The sequence below is a fragment of the Nocardioides sp. LS1 genome (assembly GCF_003865225.1).
Classification (GTDB): domain Bacteria; phylum Actinomycetota; class Actinomycetes; order Propionibacteriales; family Nocardioidaceae; genus Nocardioides; species Nocardioides ginsengisegetis.
Window position 1 is genome coordinate 1,760,950 of record NZ_BIFF01000002.1, and the last position, 15,626, is coordinate 1,776,575.

The 15,626-nt window shown below is 62.9% G+C and carries 15 protein-coding genes; 13 read left to right on the top strand and 2 right to left on the bottom strand.

What is annotated here, in order from left to right; genetic code table 11:
- Window positions 1–334: 334 nt before the first annotated feature.
- The 13 genes from EJF31_RS13130 (at window position 335) to EJF31_RS22570 (ending at window position 12,667) form a co-directional block, all read left to right on the top strand.
- Window positions 335–2,095 carry a DUF4012 domain-containing protein gene (locus tag EJF31_RS13130; RefSeq protein ID WP_125037454.1) on the top strand — a complete coding sequence of 587 codons (1,761 nt, stop codon included), beginning with the start codon at window positions 335–337 and terminating at the stop codon, window positions 2,093–2,095.
- 99 nt (window positions 2,096–2,194) lie between these two features.
- Window positions 2,195–3,652 carry a polysaccharide biosynthesis tyrosine autokinase gene (locus EJF31_RS13135; RefSeq protein ID WP_185736244.1) on the top strand — a complete coding sequence of 486 codons (1,458 nt, stop codon included), beginning with the start codon at window positions 2,195–2,197 and terminating at the stop codon, window positions 3,650–3,652.
- A gap of 23 nt (window positions 3,653–3,675) precedes the next feature.
- Window positions 3,676–3,969 (top strand): PqqD family protein, encoded by a 294-nt coding sequence (locus EJF31_RS13140; RefSeq protein ID WP_185736245.1) that lies wholly within the window; start codon window positions 3,676–3,678, stop codon window positions 3,967–3,969.
- Window positions 3,970–4,075: 106 nt separating this feature from the next.
- Entirely contained in the window at window positions 4,076–4,738 is a 663-nt protein-coding gene (locus EJF31_RS13145; RefSeq protein WP_125037457.1) for an ATP-binding protein, read from the top strand.
- A gap of 3 nt (window positions 4,739–4,741) precedes the next feature.
- A complete protein-coding gene (locus EJF31_RS13150) occupies window positions 4,742–5,017 on the top strand; it encodes a hypothetical protein (RefSeq protein ID WP_125037458.1) in 276 nt (91 codons plus the stop codon).
- An 85-nt stretch (window positions 5,018–5,102) separates the two neighbouring features.
- On the top strand, window positions 5,103–5,660 hold the full coding sequence (locus EJF31_RS13155; RefSeq protein WP_125037459.1) for a hypothetical protein: 558 nt from the start codon (window positions 5,103–5,105) through the stop codon (window positions 5,658–5,660).
- Window positions 5,661–5,727: 67 nt separating this feature from the next.
- On the top strand, window positions 5,728–6,603 hold the full coding sequence (locus tag EJF31_RS22560) for a nucleotidyltransferase family protein (RefSeq protein ID WP_125037460.1): 876 nt from the start codon (window positions 5,728–5,730) through the stop codon (window positions 6,601–6,603).
- Window positions 6,578–7,618: a GDP-mannose 4,6-dehydratase gene (locus EJF31_RS13165; protein WP_260430820.1), complete on the top strand. Its 1,041-nt coding sequence runs from the start codon at window positions 6,578–6,580 to the stop codon at window positions 7,616–7,618. Before EJF31_RS22560 ends, EJF31_RS13165 begins: the two co-directional genes overlap by 26 nt.
- A 19-nt stretch (window positions 7,619–7,637) precedes the next feature.
- Window positions 7,638–8,540, top strand: a complete 903-nt coding sequence (locus EJF31_RS13170; protein ID WP_185736246.1) for a GDP-mannose 4,6-dehydratase — start codon at window positions 7,638–7,640, stop codon at window positions 8,538–8,540.
- 95 nt (window positions 8,541–8,635) lie between these two features.
- Window positions 8,636–9,736: a glycosyltransferase family 4 protein gene (locus EJF31_RS22565; RefSeq protein ID WP_373994723.1), complete on the top strand. Its 1,101-nt coding sequence runs from the start codon at window positions 8,636–8,638 to the stop codon at window positions 9,734–9,736.
- A 19-nt stretch (window positions 9,737–9,755) separates the two neighbouring features.
- On the top strand, window positions 9,756–10,817 hold the full coding sequence (locus EJF31_RS13180) for a glycosyltransferase family 4 protein (RefSeq protein ID WP_125037463.1): 1,062 nt from the start codon (window positions 9,756–9,758) through the stop codon (window positions 10,815–10,817).
- Complete coding sequence (locus tag EJF31_RS13185) at window positions 10,814–11,677, top strand: glycosyltransferase (RefSeq protein ID WP_260430821.1); 864 nt, start codon at window positions 10,814–10,816, stop codon at window positions 11,675–11,677. The genes EJF31_RS13180 and EJF31_RS13185 overlap by 4 nt, the downstream gene beginning before the upstream one ends.
- Before the next feature lie 141 nt (window positions 11,678–11,818).
- Entirely contained in the window at window positions 11,819–12,667 is an 849-nt protein-coding gene (locus tag EJF31_RS22570; protein ID WP_125037465.1) for a nitroreductase family protein, read from the top strand.
- On the opposite strand, the gene EJF31_RS13195 is transcribed toward EJF31_RS22570, so the two are convergent.
- Both EJF31_RS13195 and EJF31_RS13200 read right to left on the bottom strand, forming a co-directional pair.
- Window positions 12,571–14,103 carry a lipopolysaccharide biosynthesis protein gene (locus EJF31_RS13195; RefSeq protein ID WP_185736248.1) on the bottom strand — a complete coding sequence of 511 codons (1,533 nt, stop codon included), beginning with the start codon at window positions 14,101–14,103 and terminating at the stop codon, window positions 12,571–12,573. The genes EJF31_RS22570 and EJF31_RS13195 overlap by 97 nt on opposite strands.
- Window positions 14,100–15,041: an O-antigen ligase gene (locus EJF31_RS13200; protein WP_185736249.1), complete on the bottom strand. Its 942-nt coding sequence runs from the start codon at window positions 15,039–15,041 to the stop codon at window positions 14,100–14,102. Before EJF31_RS13200 ends, EJF31_RS13195 begins: the two co-directional genes overlap by 4 nt.
- Window positions 15,042–15,626 lie beyond the last annotated feature (585 nt).

Here is a 15,626-nt window from a genome sequence, read left to right on the forward strand (position 1 = left end):
TTGTTACAACGAGTTCACCTGCCAAGGACGTGAATTCGTTGCTGGAGCCGCCACGGTGGTGCCAAGGTTCTGCCGGAACCGCCGGGGCAACAGTGGAAGGGCAACACAGATGGCAAGGCAACGGGGGATGTACAAGAATCCGGTCGACGAGCATCGGCGGCGACTGATGGTCCAGTGGGCGGTCGTGGTCCCGCTCCTGTTGGTGGTGATGGTCTTGGTCTTCAAGGCCCTCACGATGGGCTGACGCGATCCGGACGTCCGCGCCTCGGACGCGTGTCGGCGGCCGGTTAGGCTGGCCGCCGACTCTCCACCGACCGCGGCGAGGAGCCCTTCCGTGACGACGCGACTGCGCCATCCTGCACGCCTGGCCGTCGGCGTCGCCGTGCTGCTGGCGGCCATCGTGGTCCTCCTGGTCGTGTGGCGTGCTTGGCACGTCCGCGCCGAGCTCAACGCCGCCAAGTCGGCAGCGACCGACCTGCAGTCGGCGCTCGACGCCCGCGACGTGGACCGGGCAAAGGTCGCGCTCGCCGACTTCCAGGCCCACAGCTCGGCCGCCGCCGACCAGACCGATGGGCCGGTGTGGGGCGGGCTGAGTCACCTGCCCGCGGTCGGGGACGACGCCGCGGCCGTGCACACGCTCAGCTCGGTGCTCGACTCGGTGTCCCACCGGGGGATCGCGCCGCTGGTCGACATCGTGCAGTCCTTCGACGACGGCAAGCTCTCGCCCCACCAGGGACGCATCCCGGTCGACCGGATCCAGGAGCTGCAGGGGCCGGTGCGCGAGAGCCGCCAGACCTTCGACCGCGCCGCCACCCAGCTCGCCGGGCTCGACCCGACGTCCTACGTCGGTCCGCTCGCCTCGGCCAACGCCCAGATCGACGAGATCGTCGCCAAGGCCAGGAAGACCCTCGGTCGCGCCGACAAGGTCGTGCGGCTGCTGCCGTCGATGCTGGGCGCCGACGGCCCGCGGAAGTACCTCCTGGTCCTCCAGAACAACGCCGAGATCCGCTCGACTGGCGGCTTCCCGGGCAGCGTGTTCCTGCTCGAGGCCGACCACGGCGCCATCGAGCTGACCCACCCCGTGGCCGGCAGGACCTTCGGCGAGCTGGGTGCGCCGGTCCTCCCCCTGACACCCGCCGAGACGGCGCTCTTCGGGGACCGTGCGGGCACCCGCTTCGTGGACACCAACACCATCCCCGACTTCCCCCGCGACGCCGAGCTCTTCGCGGCGCACTGGAAGCAACGCTTCGACCAGGACGTCGACGGGGTCGTGAGTGCCGACCCGGTGCTCCTGTCCTACCTGATGCGGGCCACGGGGCCCGTCACCGCCTCCGGGGTCACGCTGACCTCGGACAACGTGGTCGATCAGCTGCTGAGCAGCGCCTACCTGCGCATCCCGGGGGCCGACGCGCAGGACGCCTTCTTCCGGGAGGCCGGGGCGGGAGCGTTCTCGGCCGTTACCTCGGCGGGCAAGCCGGAGGAGCTGCTCAAGGCGATGAAGCAGGGGGCGGACGAAGGACGCCTCCTGGTGCACTCGTTCCACACGGATGAGCAGGCCCTGATCGCCGGGACGGCCGTCGAGGGTGCCCTTCCCGAAGGCGGCAGCCACGACCCGGCGGTCGGTGTGTACCTGAACGACCGCACGGGCCAGTACGGGTCCAAGATGAGCTACTACCTCCGCACGCGCGTGCACGTGCGATCCGACAGCTGCCGGCACGACACCCAGGTCCTCCACGGACGCGTGGTGCTCTCGTCGTCGGCTCCGTCCGACATCGCGACCTATCCCGACTACGTGCGGGGCATCCTGCCGGGTGCATCGCGAGGCACCGAGGGGCTGGTCGTCTATCTCCTTGCGCCGCGCGGCGGCACCCTCGGACGAGTCCTGCTCTATGGTGAGGCCGTCGACGCACGGTCCGTCGACTACGGCGGGCGTCCCGCCGCGGCGGCCTACGTCGAGCTCCCACCGGGCGGACACGTGACCATCCGGTTCTCGATGAGGAGCGGCAGCGGTCAGACCGGCGACGCCCGTCTCGACGTCACTCCGGGACTCAGCTCGAGCCAGACCGACCAGACCGTCCCGTCCTCCTGCCCATGACCCTCCTGACCTGTGTCCGCGTCATCGCAGCGAAATGGTGGCGTGACATCGGTGGGTTAGCCTTCGCCCCGAACGTCGACCGAGTGAATGGTGTTGCTGATGGAGCTGCGTGACCACCTGCGGATGCTGGTGCTGCACTGGATGGGCGTGCTCGTCATCACGGCGCTCGTGGTGGGCGGTGCGTCTGCCTACACGTTCACGCGCACCAAGGTCTACGCCGCCGATGCCAACGGCTTCGTCAGCACAGGGGGCAACTCCAACGCGGCCCTCGGCTCGATCAACGACGAGCTCGCGAAGTCGCGCGCCACGTCGTACGTCGACATCGCCAAGAGTCGTGCCACGGCCCAGCAGGTCATCGACGACCTGCACCTCGACGCCGACCCGGCCTCCCTGGTCGGGCAGATCTCCGTCGAGCAGCCGCTCGACACCGTGCTGATCAAGATCACTGCGCAGGACTCGACGCCGGTCGGCGCGCAGAAGCTTGCCGACGCCTGGGTTGACGCGCTCGCCACGCAGGTCCAGGAGATCGAGGACCCGCGCAACACACAGCGGGCCGGCGTCCCGCGGGTCATCAGCATCGAGTCGGCCGAGCTGCCGTCGACTCCCGTGTCGCCCAAGCCGGCCCGCAACCTGGCGCTGGCCCTGCTCCTGGGCCTGCTCCTCGGTTACGGCTACGCGCTGCTGCGCCACAACCTCGACCGGCGGCTCCGCACCGCCAAGGCGGTCGAGGACCGCTTCAACGTACCCGTTATGGGCAGCGTCCCCATGGCCGGCGTGCTCGGCCGCAACCCCGGCGAGCGCGCGCTGCTCGCCGTCGAGGGCCTGGAGGGGGGCGGAGCGGAGCGCCAGCGCGAGGCGTCCGAGGCGTTCCGCAAGCTGCGCACCAACCTGATCTTCATGAACGTCGACAGCCCGCCCAAGGTGATCGTGGTAACGAGCCCGCAGCCCGGCGACGGCAAGTCCACCGTGGCCGCCAACCTGGCCGCGGCGGTCGCGGTGAGTGGTCAGCCCGTGGTCCTGGTCGACGGCGACCTTCGCCGCCCGACGGTGGCCGGTTCCTTCCAGGCCGACGAGGAGATTGGTCTGACCGATGTGCTGGTGGGGCGGCTCTCGGTGGCGGACGCGCTCCAGCCGTCTGGCGTGACCGACAATCTGAAGGTCCTGGCCGCCGGCCGGATCCCGCCCAACCCCAGCGAGCTGCTGGGCTCCAAGGCGATGCGGGCGCTCCTCGAGCAGCTCGCCGAGCACGCGATGGTCATCGTCGACGCGCCGCCCCTGCTCCCGGTGACGGACGCCGCGATCCTGACCGCGGCCGCGGATGGTGCCCTCGTGGTGATCTCCGCCGGACGCACCGTCGACGCCGAGCTCACCCAGGCCCTGGGCCACCTCTCCGCCGTCAACGGACGGGCGCTCGGCATTATCATGAACAAGTCGTCGCGGCGCAGCACCGGTGGCTACTACTACTACGAGGCGTCGTACTACGGCGAGGACTCCTCGTCGCGTCGCCGCAAGCGCGGGTGGCGTGCCAAGGGCCGAAAGGCCAAGGCCCTGGCGTGATCCCCGAGTCGTCGGGAGGCGTAGTGAGACGCTCCGAGGACGTCGCGTTCGTCGAGAGCGACGAGCGCGTGGCGCTCCTCGACCTCGCGGCCCTTCAGGACCCTCCTGTGGTGCTCTCCGGCACGGCCGCCCACATCTGGCGTCTGCTCGACGGAAGCCGGACGCTCGACGAGGTGGTCGCGCATTTGGCCGTGGAGTACGCCGTAGAACCCCATGTGATCTCACCCGACGTCCAGCGCTTCGTCGCCGACCTGACCCGGCGAGGCCTGGTGCAGGCGTACGACACGAACACCCCGGAAGGCACCTCGAATGACTGAGCTCGCGACCACGGTCATGGCCCTCGACGTGGCTGTCCGCCTCGAGTGCGTGGGGAGCGCTGCCGGACGTCTGGAGCGGGACATCGCGAGGGCGTGGAGTCGTTGCTTGGCGCCTTCCTCAACTGCCGCCGACCTGACGCTGACGCTCGAGCTCGACCTCGACGGCCCCGAGGTGCAGGACGACGAGCTCGGGCGCGCGATGGAAGCCGTGACCCAGCAGGTGACGATCGAGGCGGTGACGCGCCGCGCCGGGGAGCTACTGATGCTCCACGCGTGTGCCCTCGCCGATCCGGCGACGGGGCGGTGCGTGCTGTTCGTGGGGCCCTCCGGCATGGGCAAGTCGACGATCGCGTGGACCCTCGGGCGCGACTTCGGCTACGTCACCGACGAGACCGCTGCCGTGACTGCCGATGGTCGCCTGGTGGCCTATCCCAAGCCGCTGTCCATCCGCGCGGGTGGTCCGGCGAAGGAGCAGCACTCCCCGGACGACCTGAACCTCGTCAATCCGGGCGACGACCTCAGTGTGGCAGCGGTGCTCCTGCTGGACCGACAGCCCGAGCAGCCGTTCGCGGTCGAGCGGTTGCCCACCGTCGAGGGGGTGGCGCTTCTCGCGGAGCACACCTCCTTCTTGGGCGAGCTCGACGCCCCACTGCAACGCCTCGCCGCGCTGTGTGAGGACGCAGGCGGGCTGCGACGCGCCTCCTACCGCGACGCCGCCGAGCTCAAGCCGCTGGTCGCCCGGCTGCTCGCAACCGGGTCGGAGGGCTGAACCATGATGATCACGATCGGCGACCTCAAGGACACCTGGACCGGACCGGACGGCCGGATGGTGGTGATGGCTGGCCAGCAGGTCCTGCTGCTCTCGGAGCTGGCCTCCGAGCTGCTCCGCGCCCTCGCGGACGGGCCGCTGATGCTGGAGAGCTTGGCTGCTCACCTCGAGGGTGTGTTCGGCGCGCCCGACCATGACAGTAGTTCGGAGCCCGCTGTCCGAGCCCTCGTGGAGGATCTCAGCGGACGACAGATCGTGGCGTTTGTTAAGCCGGCGTGAAATCTGAAACCGATCCGGCACATCCCCAAAATTGAGGATAGAGTCCTGCCTCGTAAGCATGGGGACACTCACCTTGGAGATATAGATGCACAACGACCTCGACTCTGTCGACACCACCGACACCTCGTCGAGCGGCGTCAGCCGCCGCTCCGTGGTGAAGACCGGTGCCCACCTCGCCTGGGCCGTCCCGGCCGTGACGCTCGCGACCGCCGCGCCGGCGCTCGCCGTGTCGCCGCCTCAGCCCGGACCCGCCCTCATCAAGATCACTGGCTTCTCGGCCAACTACACGGGTGGGGCCTCCGGCCTGCACGTCACCCTGTCCCCGGTGAAGAACAAGGGGAAGTCCGACGCCGGTCAGCTCACCGCCGTCATCTCCCTCCCCGTCAAGGACAAGGGCCCGTTCAGCAAGGCTCCGAAGTTCGTCAGCGCGCACGGCCCCTGGACCTTCGCTGGTCGTGACGGCGACGGCCCGTGGGCCTTCACGTTCGTCTCCAACGACGGTCACGTGAAGCCGGGCGAGAAGACGGGCCCGCTCGACGTTGACATCGACCTCAACGGCAAGACGAAGAAGAAGCCCGCCGCGACGATCTCCGTGTCGGTGATCGGCGAAGGCTCCTCGGACCAGGACTCGGACAGCGTCTGAGTCCCACCCACGACAGCCTGCCGTGACGAGTCTCGAACTCGCGGAGGCCGTCCCCCTTGGTTACGCCATGGTCTCCCGCGTCGCTCGCGACGCGGGAGTCCGTGCTTTAGCGATCAAAGGCCCGGCTCTGGAACTTCAGGGGCTGCGCGGGGGACATGTCTCCTCGGATGTCGACATATGGGTTGATCCGGCAACGTGTGAGGACTTCCGGCGGAGGATGGCGAGCCTCGGGTGGATCGTCCGCATTCCGCCGACCTCCGCGCAGATCCTTCCCCTGCATTCAGTGGCGGTCGCGCACGAACGTTGGCCCTGCGAGGTAGACATCCACGATCGGTACCCGGGTTTCTTTGCGGATCCTCAAGCTGTCTTCGAAGTTCTCTGGCAACGCCGCCACTCCGTCCACCTTGCCGGAGCGTCCCTATGGGTTCCCGATCGTCTGGCCCACGCACTCGTCGCCGCACTCCATAGCCTCAGGGACAGCCGATCCGCTGATCTGGAGATGCTCATCCGGGTACTGCAGGACCTCAGTGACGCCGAAAAGCGCGAGCTACAAGAGTTGTCAGAGCGAACGGGATCATCTGCGGTGTTGGCTGAAGTGCTTACTGACCTGGGGATCGAGAGCACCCACCTCGGCGACCGCACATTGCCATTGGAGTGGGATCTGCTCACACACTCTTCTGGAGTCAAGTCTGTCCCTGCGCTTTTCGAGCTCTCGCGCGCTCCACTGCGCCGCTGGCCACGACTGATCCTCAGGTCCCTTGTTCTGACTGAGGCCGAGATCAGGGAAAAACAACCGACGGCGCGACCCGGCTCGTGGGGGCTGACGGTGGCTCGACTCCGCCGAGTCGGGTGGGGCATGAAGGATCTGCCTCTCGCAATCCGTTTGGTGCTCCGTCACCGACGCCGACCCCCGATCGATGGAAGAGGAGAACGACATGCCTAACGAGTTAGAAGGTGTGGCTTTGGCGGGTGAACGTCCTCGTGCGCTGATCACAGGAATCACGGGCCAGGACGGTGGTCATCTCGCGGAGCTCCTCCACGAAAAGGGTTACGAGGTTTTCGGTCTGCTGCGCGGCCAGCGAAACGCCAGACGGGAGGCGCTCGAAACGGAGTTCCCGTTCATCAACATCATCGAGGCTGATCTAACAGATCAGACGTCATTGATCGAAGCCGTCTTGACGTCGGAGCCCAAGGAAATTTACAACCTAGGTGCCGTTAGCCATGTTGGATATTCGTTCCGGAATCCGCAGTTGACCGCCGACATCACCGCTAAGGGCGTCTTGAACCTTCTTGAAGCCATGCGTGTCACGGGTTATTCGTCCAAGGCGCGATTCTATCAAGCATCGACGTCAGAGATGTTTGGGGGGCTCGACTACAACAGGCCAGGCAATGGATACAACGAGGACTCACTGTTCCATCCACGTAGCCCCTACGGCGTAGCAAAGCTGTATGCCCACTGGATTGCTCGGAACTACCGCGAGAGTTACGGGATGTTCATTTCGACGGGAATCCTCTTTAACCACGAGGGCGAGCGGCGAGGTCTTGAGTTCGTCACGCGCAAGATCACCAACGCCGTCGCTAATATTCACCTCGGCAAGCAGGAGTTTGTGACGCTCGGGGACCTGTGGCCGAAGCGCGATTGGGGATATGCGGGTGACTATGTCCGGGGCATGTGGCAGATGCTCCAGCACGACGAGCCCGACGACTTTGTGCTGGCCACTGGAGAGACGCATTCCATCGAAGAATTCCTTGCCCTCGCCTTCGCGGTGGTTGGTATCACCGATTGGAAACGCCATGTTCGCCAAGACAAGCAGTTCATGCGTCCGGCGGAGGTAGACATCCTGCTGGGGGACCCAAGCAAGGCGGAGCGGGTCCTTGGATGGAAGAGGGAGGTTGACTTCGCGGGACTGGTCACCAGGATGGTCCGGCACGACCTCGATCTCGCCGGTCGCTCATGATGCACGGGGCAGTGCAGACGTGAAGGTCGTCGTGACGGGCGTCAACGGCTTCGTCGGCCGCCATCTCGGACGCGAGCTTTTCAACCACGGGCATACCGTCGTCGGGGTCGGGTTGGGACCAGTAACACCCGAGATGGCAGGGGTCTTGACCGACTACTTCGACCGAGACCTCACTGCGGGGTGGCCGGGTGTCGAGTGTGATGGTGTGGTTCATCTCGCGGCCTTATCTGCGGTCGGCCCGTCCTTTGACGATCCGCAGAAGTACATAGCAGCGAACAGTGCGCCGATGACCCACATGGCTGAAGCGATCCTGGCGTCGCCCGCTTCGCCGCGTATCGTCGTCGTCAGCACCGGCGCAGTCTACGGTCCGTCCTCCGAACCACTGGCGGAAGATGAGCCGACCGTCCCGACGTCTCCGTACGTGATGAGTAAGTTAGTGACCGAGATTCAGTCCGCGTACTACCGTAGGCGGGGCCTGGACATCGTCGTGATGCGGCCTTTCAATCACATCGGTCCCGGCCAAGGCCCTGGGTTCATCCTCCCGGACCTGGTTGCGGGGGTCCGCAGAGCCCACTTCTTGCGCGAGGACCTGCGGGTGGGGAATCTCGACACGAGAAGGGACTACACGGACGTCCGTGACGTCGTGCGTGCATATCGTCTGGCGCTCGAGGTCCCGGATCTCGGCCATGGCGTCCTCAACGTCTGCTCTGGGCGGTCCGTCTCTGGGCATGAACTCCTCGGCAACATTGCCCGAGCCATGGCGGTCGACATTCCACAGTTGCAGGTCGATCCAACCCGGCTCCGCCCAAACGACCCGACCGACGTGCGGGGGGACAACGGCCGAATCCATACAAGCCTCGGGTGGGAACCAGTGGTCTCACTTGAACAATCGGTGCGCGACCTGGTGAAGGCATCGACGTGATCAAGGAGCATGTCTCTGCGACGCGACGCGGGCTTCCGACCTTGACCGTCGTGGTGGTCAATCCCGGGTCTGACGTATACGGGTCGGACCTTCAGATGATCGAAAGTGTCAAAGCAATGGCATCGGCGGGGCTGAGGGTCGTAGTCGTGACACCAGAGCCGGGGCCCCTGACTGGGGACATCGAGGATGCGGGTGGAGTTCCCGAATTCTTGAACTTCCCGGTCCTTCGGCGCACAGACCTGTCGATTCGAGGAATTCTGAGCCTGGGCGTCCGGGCGACGCGTGCCTTCCCCCGCCTCGTGCTGTGTATCCGTCGCCATCGTGCTTCCGTTGTGTACGTCAACACCGTCACCCTCCCTTGGTGGTTAGCCGCCGGACGCTTGGCGGGTGCGCGCACGATCTGCCACGTTCATGAGGCTGAGGGCCATGATCGGGCGATCACTCGAATGGGCCTGTATGGACCACTGGCTCTTTCGCACGCCAATATCATGATCAGTAGGGCCGCACTAAGGTCAGCAACCGACACTGTCTCGATGATCGCGCGAAAGTCCGTTCTTGTGCGCAACGGTGTTCGTGATCGCCCTACACCAGTGTCACCCCCTCCGCGGGGAGATGTGATCGCACTCGGTGTAGTGGCCCGGCTATCCCCGCGAAAGGGAACGATGGACGCGCTTGACGCAGTGCGCCTGCTGCGCGAGCGCGGACACCCCGTTGAACTACATCTGTACGGAAGTGCGTTTGAAGGTTACGAGACCTACGAGAAAGATCTTCGGGCCGAGGCCAGCCAGCCGATATTGGCAGACTCAGTTCACTTTCACGGATACGTCAGACCTATTTGGGGGGCCCTAGATCAATTGGACATAGTTATTGCGCCTTCCCGAGTTGAGCCATATGGCAATTCTGTTGTCGAGGCGCAATACTCCGGACGCCCCGTCGTCGCGAGTACGGCGGAGGGACATTGCGAGTCAATTGACGATGGTAAGACGGGGCTCCTCTTTCCAGTAGGAGACGCTGAAGTCCTCGCAGACCAAATTGAACGTCTCATCAAGGACCCAGGGTTGGCATCCTCACTCGTGGAGAACGCCAGGGACGCGGCACTAAGTCGCAACGGGGTTGCTCGTTATGCCGAGGCCATAGTCCGAGTGGTCACTCCGATTCCATCCGTCAAGGCTGCTAACCGAGACGTGGCGAAGTGAAGGCGAGGTTCGCAGCTCGATGAATAAGGCGTCAATCGTCTATTGGTACGCTGGCGATGAGTTGCGTCCCGACGGTGGTGGCGCCCGGGCGATGGCTTGGGCGCGCGCCATAGAACAATTGGGCTTCGACACACAGATTGTGCCTTTGCGGACACGTGAGGTGGCAGTTGAGGGGCAGGGTGTGGGGACACTTGGACGCCTCAAGAAAGCACTCCTTCCGATGCCCCTCGACAAGAAACTTCCTAAGATTGCTGAACAGTCGGATCTTGTGGTCGCTACTGTGCCGGCGGTGTTCCGATCTGCCCTCCGATCCTCGGCCTCCGATCGCCTGATCTTTGACTGGATGGACCTGTGGAGTGTGAGCTCGAGAACCATCGGCGACGCCCGCCAATCGTCCATCGCCGGGGGGCGCATACAAGCGCGAATATGGAATCGTCGCGAGGCAGCGTATCCGTCGCTGGTTGGGTCGAACACGATCGCGGGATATTCCGAGTATGAGGCCATGCTGCAGGGAAGTTCTCGCCCGATGCGTTGGTTGCCGAATCCCGTAACATACCGTCCGGTTGCCCACACAGCCGGCTCCGTCGGGGTCACAAGGCTGGGCTTCATTGGAAACTTCTATTATGGCCCGAACGTGTATTCGCTTCGAGATTTCCTCACGAGACACTCGGCTCTTCTGAGCAATCCCAAGTTTGAGATAGTTGTCGCCGGTTACGGCTCTGAAATCACCAAGACCTGGGGTTTTCCGATCACTGTCATGGGGCCAGTCGACGAGGTTGCGGAATTCTATGGCAATATCGACGCTGCGGTAGTTCCAATTACTCACGGGAGCGGAATCAAGATCAAGGCGATAGAGGCTTTAGCGCACGGGGTGCCAGTTTTCGGAACCGCACACGTGCGCGATGGCCTCCCCAGGGAGATGCGCAAGTTCGTAATCGATCTTGGTCGCCTGGGAACGGACTTATCGCGGTATCCGAGAGTTCCCCGGCGAGAGTTCGAATCGGTCTTCGGTTTTGAAGCGTTTCGGAAGACGGTGTCAGCAGCGGTGTCGGATCTTCGACTCGAGAGTTGTGCGCGTTGAACGGGAAGACCTACGCGGCCATAGTTCATTACATGAACTGGCCAAGCGTGCTCGATACAATATCCGATTGCTTGGCTGAAGGAATTCCGGAAGAGTTCGTGATTCTGGTAGATAATGGATCTCCCGATGGTGCGCTCGGTGCGTTGACACTTCTGCATCCTCATATTCAGATTGTCCAGAGCGAACAGGGCAATATCGGTTATGGCGCGGGTGTAAACTTGGGCGTCAAGCATGCGCGAGATCAGGGCGCCGATCGCGTGCTTGTCCTCACGCACGAAGTTCGGACACGTCGGGGACTCCTCAATGCGCTTAGCGCCGCTTTGGATATCGATCCAAGCGTTGCGGTCTCGGCGCCATTGACTTACCTCAAGAGTGACCCAGAGGTAGTTTGGTCCGCAGGTGGAGACCTCTCGCTCCGGGATTGCTATCCCGTGGCGCGCAAAGAGTGGAGCGCCTCGCCAGTGGATTGGGTGGACGGTTGTTGCTTTCTTGTCCGCGTGCGTGACCATTTCAACATTGGTGGCATGTTCGAGCCCTACTTCTTGTATCTCGAGGAGGTGGACTACTTCGTGCGAATGCGTCGCTCTGGACGTGGCGTAGTCCTTCTGGCCGAGGCCGTGGCGTACCAGGAACCCGGATCCATGGGCCTCTACTACGCCATTCGCAATCGGATACTGCTTGCTCGTCGTCTCTCCCGGAGGAGTTTGGCTGTTCGGATCGCAATCGAGCACGGAGCAAAGGGCGTCTGGTCATGGTTCATACGCGACCTGCGGCCATCCGGACGCGATCGGATCAGAGCTGTCCGCGATGGTTGGCGTTTGGGAGTAGCGGACGAGACTGAGTTACGAGACCGAAGGTGATGGGTGAACGTGCGAAGGCGCATCAAGAGTGTGATCGGTGATCTGTCTCCGAAGTTGCTCAAGGACGCACGGGAGAGATCCCGAGCTCGTCGGAAGCTGAAGCGAGAGTTCGAAGCCGATCGGCAGAGGTACGCGCGGGCCATGTTCCCGGAAGATCACCTGGTCCAGGGCCTCACCGGGCGAAATCTCGAGGGACAGGTGACCAAGGACTACCACAGAATCGAGAAAGGACTCGCTCTTCTCGAACCGAAGCTGCCATTCGGTCTAACGGTGGCGGAACGCCTTGCCCAACTCACACCTAATCATGAACCCGTTCCCCCGTATGTTGGCCACGCGAGGACAGCGCTATCGGCGTTGTTGCGTTGGAACAGTGGGGATGGCGTCGACGACGATGTGAGTCCACTGCGCAAAACCAGCTCGGCCGCCGTTGCCGAACCCGAGGCATTCTTCACGAGTCGCCACAGCGTGCGTAGCTTTTCGGATCGTTTGGTTGAACCAACCTTATTGGAGCGGGCGGTTGCTCTAGCGATTCACAGCCCGTCCGTATGTAATCGTCAAGCATGGCATGTGCGGTTCTATGAGGGCGACAGGACATCGACTGTACTTCGATACCAGAACGGCAACGCCGGATTCGGAGAATCAATACCCGTTGTAGCGCTGGTTACGGTAGATGCGCGACTCCTGAGCGGTTCGGGCGAACGCAACCAAGGCTGGATTGAGGGAGGGATATTCTCAATGAGCTTGGTTTGGGCAGCGCATGCCGTAGGACTGGATACGTGCATGCTCAACATGAGTGTGGATTCTGACGTGCTCGACCGTCTCCGAAGCGAGCTCGATATCCCAGATCATGAGCTTGTGATCATGATGATTGCGATTGGACATGGTCGCGATGGTCATCGAGTTGCGCGATCTCCACGTCGACTTGTATCCGAAGTGATACGGCGCCCGTTGCGACCCAGCACAACTCCTAATGATTTCCAAATATCCTGAATAGGTTCCCTAGTAACAGGCGACGCGAGGGCAAGAAGGACGTAGGTTGAGACCCCACAGGTCGACGCGCCGAGTGTGCTCCCGAGTAGGGGGAGGCTCCAGTGGTGCCGAAGAATATCGAAAGTGCCGGCGCACGCCAACGCGATGAGAGCGCCGCAACCGAGTAGGTAGACACCGGACGAGCCGAATTCGTATCCCGATAGTGAGTTGGTTCTTGTCAGCCAGATCAGGCTAATTGGCCAAGAGACGGCTAGCCCAATCGCGTAACCAGATGCAACGCCAACTATTCCGTGCCCCATGGAGGCTCCTGTGATTACGCATGCCGCGAGCACGGCTTTGGTCAAGACGTTCTGCCAAAACAGGTGTCGCGTCTGGCCAGCTACGAGAAATGCCCAGTAAGCAACGTAGCTGAGAACCTGGAACGCCCCGCCGACCGAAAGTATGCGAAGAAAGATTGCGGATTGAGCCCATTCGCTTCCGAGCGCGAGTTCAACGATGGGTTGAGCTAGGCCGACGACGATCGAGAAGAGTCCGATCAGTGCTCCGCCCAAGACGTATTGGATGCGGAGAAGCGTAGGGGTGAACTCTCCGGATCCGTGCCGTTCCCTGGAGAGGACGGGCAAGACGACGTTCGTTAGTGGGCCGAGTAATTGATTGAAGGGAACCATCAGAAGTGTGAATGCTCGACTGTAAACACCCAAGGCCGTAGCACCATACCTGAACCCGATGATGTATGAATCGGTGTTGTATGCCCCATATGCAACAAGTTGCGCGAATCCCACGTCGATTCCGTAGCGGTACAATTCGCGCATGCCTGCGCCTCTTGTGGGCAGCAAAGGGGTCCATCCCGACGCTGCAGCCCGCAGAGCGAGTAGGACCGAGAGTGCGACGAGAATCTGGACGACCAACGCCCAGTACCCGGCTCCTAACAAGGCGGCGGTTAGGGCACTCGCGAATCCAGCCGTTTGGGCCGCGACGTCGGTCAGCGTCAAGGCCATGAAACGAAATGAGCGCGCCAGTTGAACTTGGAACTGGGACTGTGCCGCATTGAGCAACAACGACAGAGCGATGAACGGCGCGATCTTGGCGAGCGCCTGTTCATCCAGTGTCGAGGCGAGTAGGGGCGCCGCGCTGGCGAGGATCCCGGCCAGGACGGCGCCGACGCCAAGGTTCGTCCAGAACAAGTTGCTGGCTTGGGCGCGTGTAAGAGATCTCGCTTGCATGGCGGCCTGGGTCAAGCCGAAATCCCGAAGGAGCTCACCAAGCATGACGAAGACAGTTAGCAATGCGACAAGCCCGAAGTCGCGCGGTGAGAGTATTCTCGACAATGTGATAAGACTTAGGAACTGAATCACGGTCTTGGCAAGTTGTCCACAGACAGTGACTAGTCCGCCCCGCCTAATTGAGCTTGCGCCGCGCGGCTTGGGCGGCGTCAATTTGACGCATTCATTGTTGCCACACTTGGAGACGTGCCATCTGGATGAGACGAGAATGTGCCGGGAACGGCTGCGTCGCCGTTGGAACTCTTATCTGTTGATACGAGAACTTCTGGTCCGCGGGTGGCAAGGTTCCCGAGTGCGGCGTACCACAAGAGTAGTGATGCCTCAGAAAGCATGCCCCAGCCGGTCAGTGTGATAAGCAGCGTGCCGGGCACCGTGGCGACCATGGCGGCAGTCCGTGCGTCCAAGAACCCATTGCGCTGCCAACGCTGCCAACCGATCATTACTGTCAGAAGAACGGGCGAAAAGAACACCACCGCGAGTGGAATGCCCAACTCCGCCACTCCGAGGAGAAATGTGTTATGAACGGGGAAGCCGGTCGCAGCGTACGGGTCGTACCTGCCCACAAACTCGCTGTAGTAGTTCGCGCCAACGCCAAACCATGGAGTGTCTGCGATCTGGTGGAGGCCGATACTAAGTAGTTGGTCTCGAGGTCCGCCGGTTGGATCGGCTTGGTTTCTGGTCTCGAGCGCAGAGATGGCGCCAAGGTTGCCAAATGTAGCGGCCCCGACGGCGACTGCGGTTGCGATTCGAGCACCATTCGATACTGCTTTGCGGTTGATCAGAATCCAGATAAGGACGGCGCACGCGCTCGCAGCGACGTTTGCGCGGGACACTGTCAGGAAACTCGCGATGAATCCGAGGACGATACCAATCTGGGCAGAGCCGCGTGCCACGCGTGATCGTGACATGGTCAGCGGTAGGAGAAAGAAGAGCAGCAGGAACGTGGTCTTCCCCAGGGTGGAGGGATGGTTGTAGAACCCCAGCATTCGGTGCGAGTTGAGAACCCAGTCGCGCGCCGCCGGGTCGCCAGAGGTTCCCACGAGTTCACCGCGTGACTGGAATGTGGCCGCAACCAGATGGGCAGCGGTCACCGAACTAAGTCCGATTGCGACTAGCACTTCGTAGCGCGGCGTCGCGTTTTCGCCCAACCACCTGCCAACACCGAACGCTAGCAGTGCGGACACGTAGAGCAACAACCCTGCGCGTTGCTGGGATTGGTCCCCCCAGTAAAGGAGTAGGAGCGAAACTCCGCCGACTGTGAACAGAAACAGTGGCACCCAGGGAACAGCACGCTCACCGCGAGCCTCCACGATGATTGCGGCAACGAGGAGTAGCAACAAGGTTGAGCTGAGAGTAATCGAAGCATCGGTGATGCCGTAGTGCCGGCTGTAGGTAGCGCTCCGATATACGACGGTCCCTGCTCCGGCTGCCGACAGCAAGAACGCGAGACCAAGGCTGCGCCGCCACCCAATGGTTCCTATCGCCAAGCCGCAAAACATCAGCAGCGCTACTAGGCCAACGCGCCCCATGCCCACCTGCCTAGAACTCAGCGCTTTTCCCCACATGGTACGGCATCTTCCGGATCGATTGGCTGGGTCTCAGGTGAGAGGACGGCCATGGCCGCTTGTGCTCCAGCAAGAAGAAGTCACGGGTAGCGTGGCGACATGCTTAGGTGG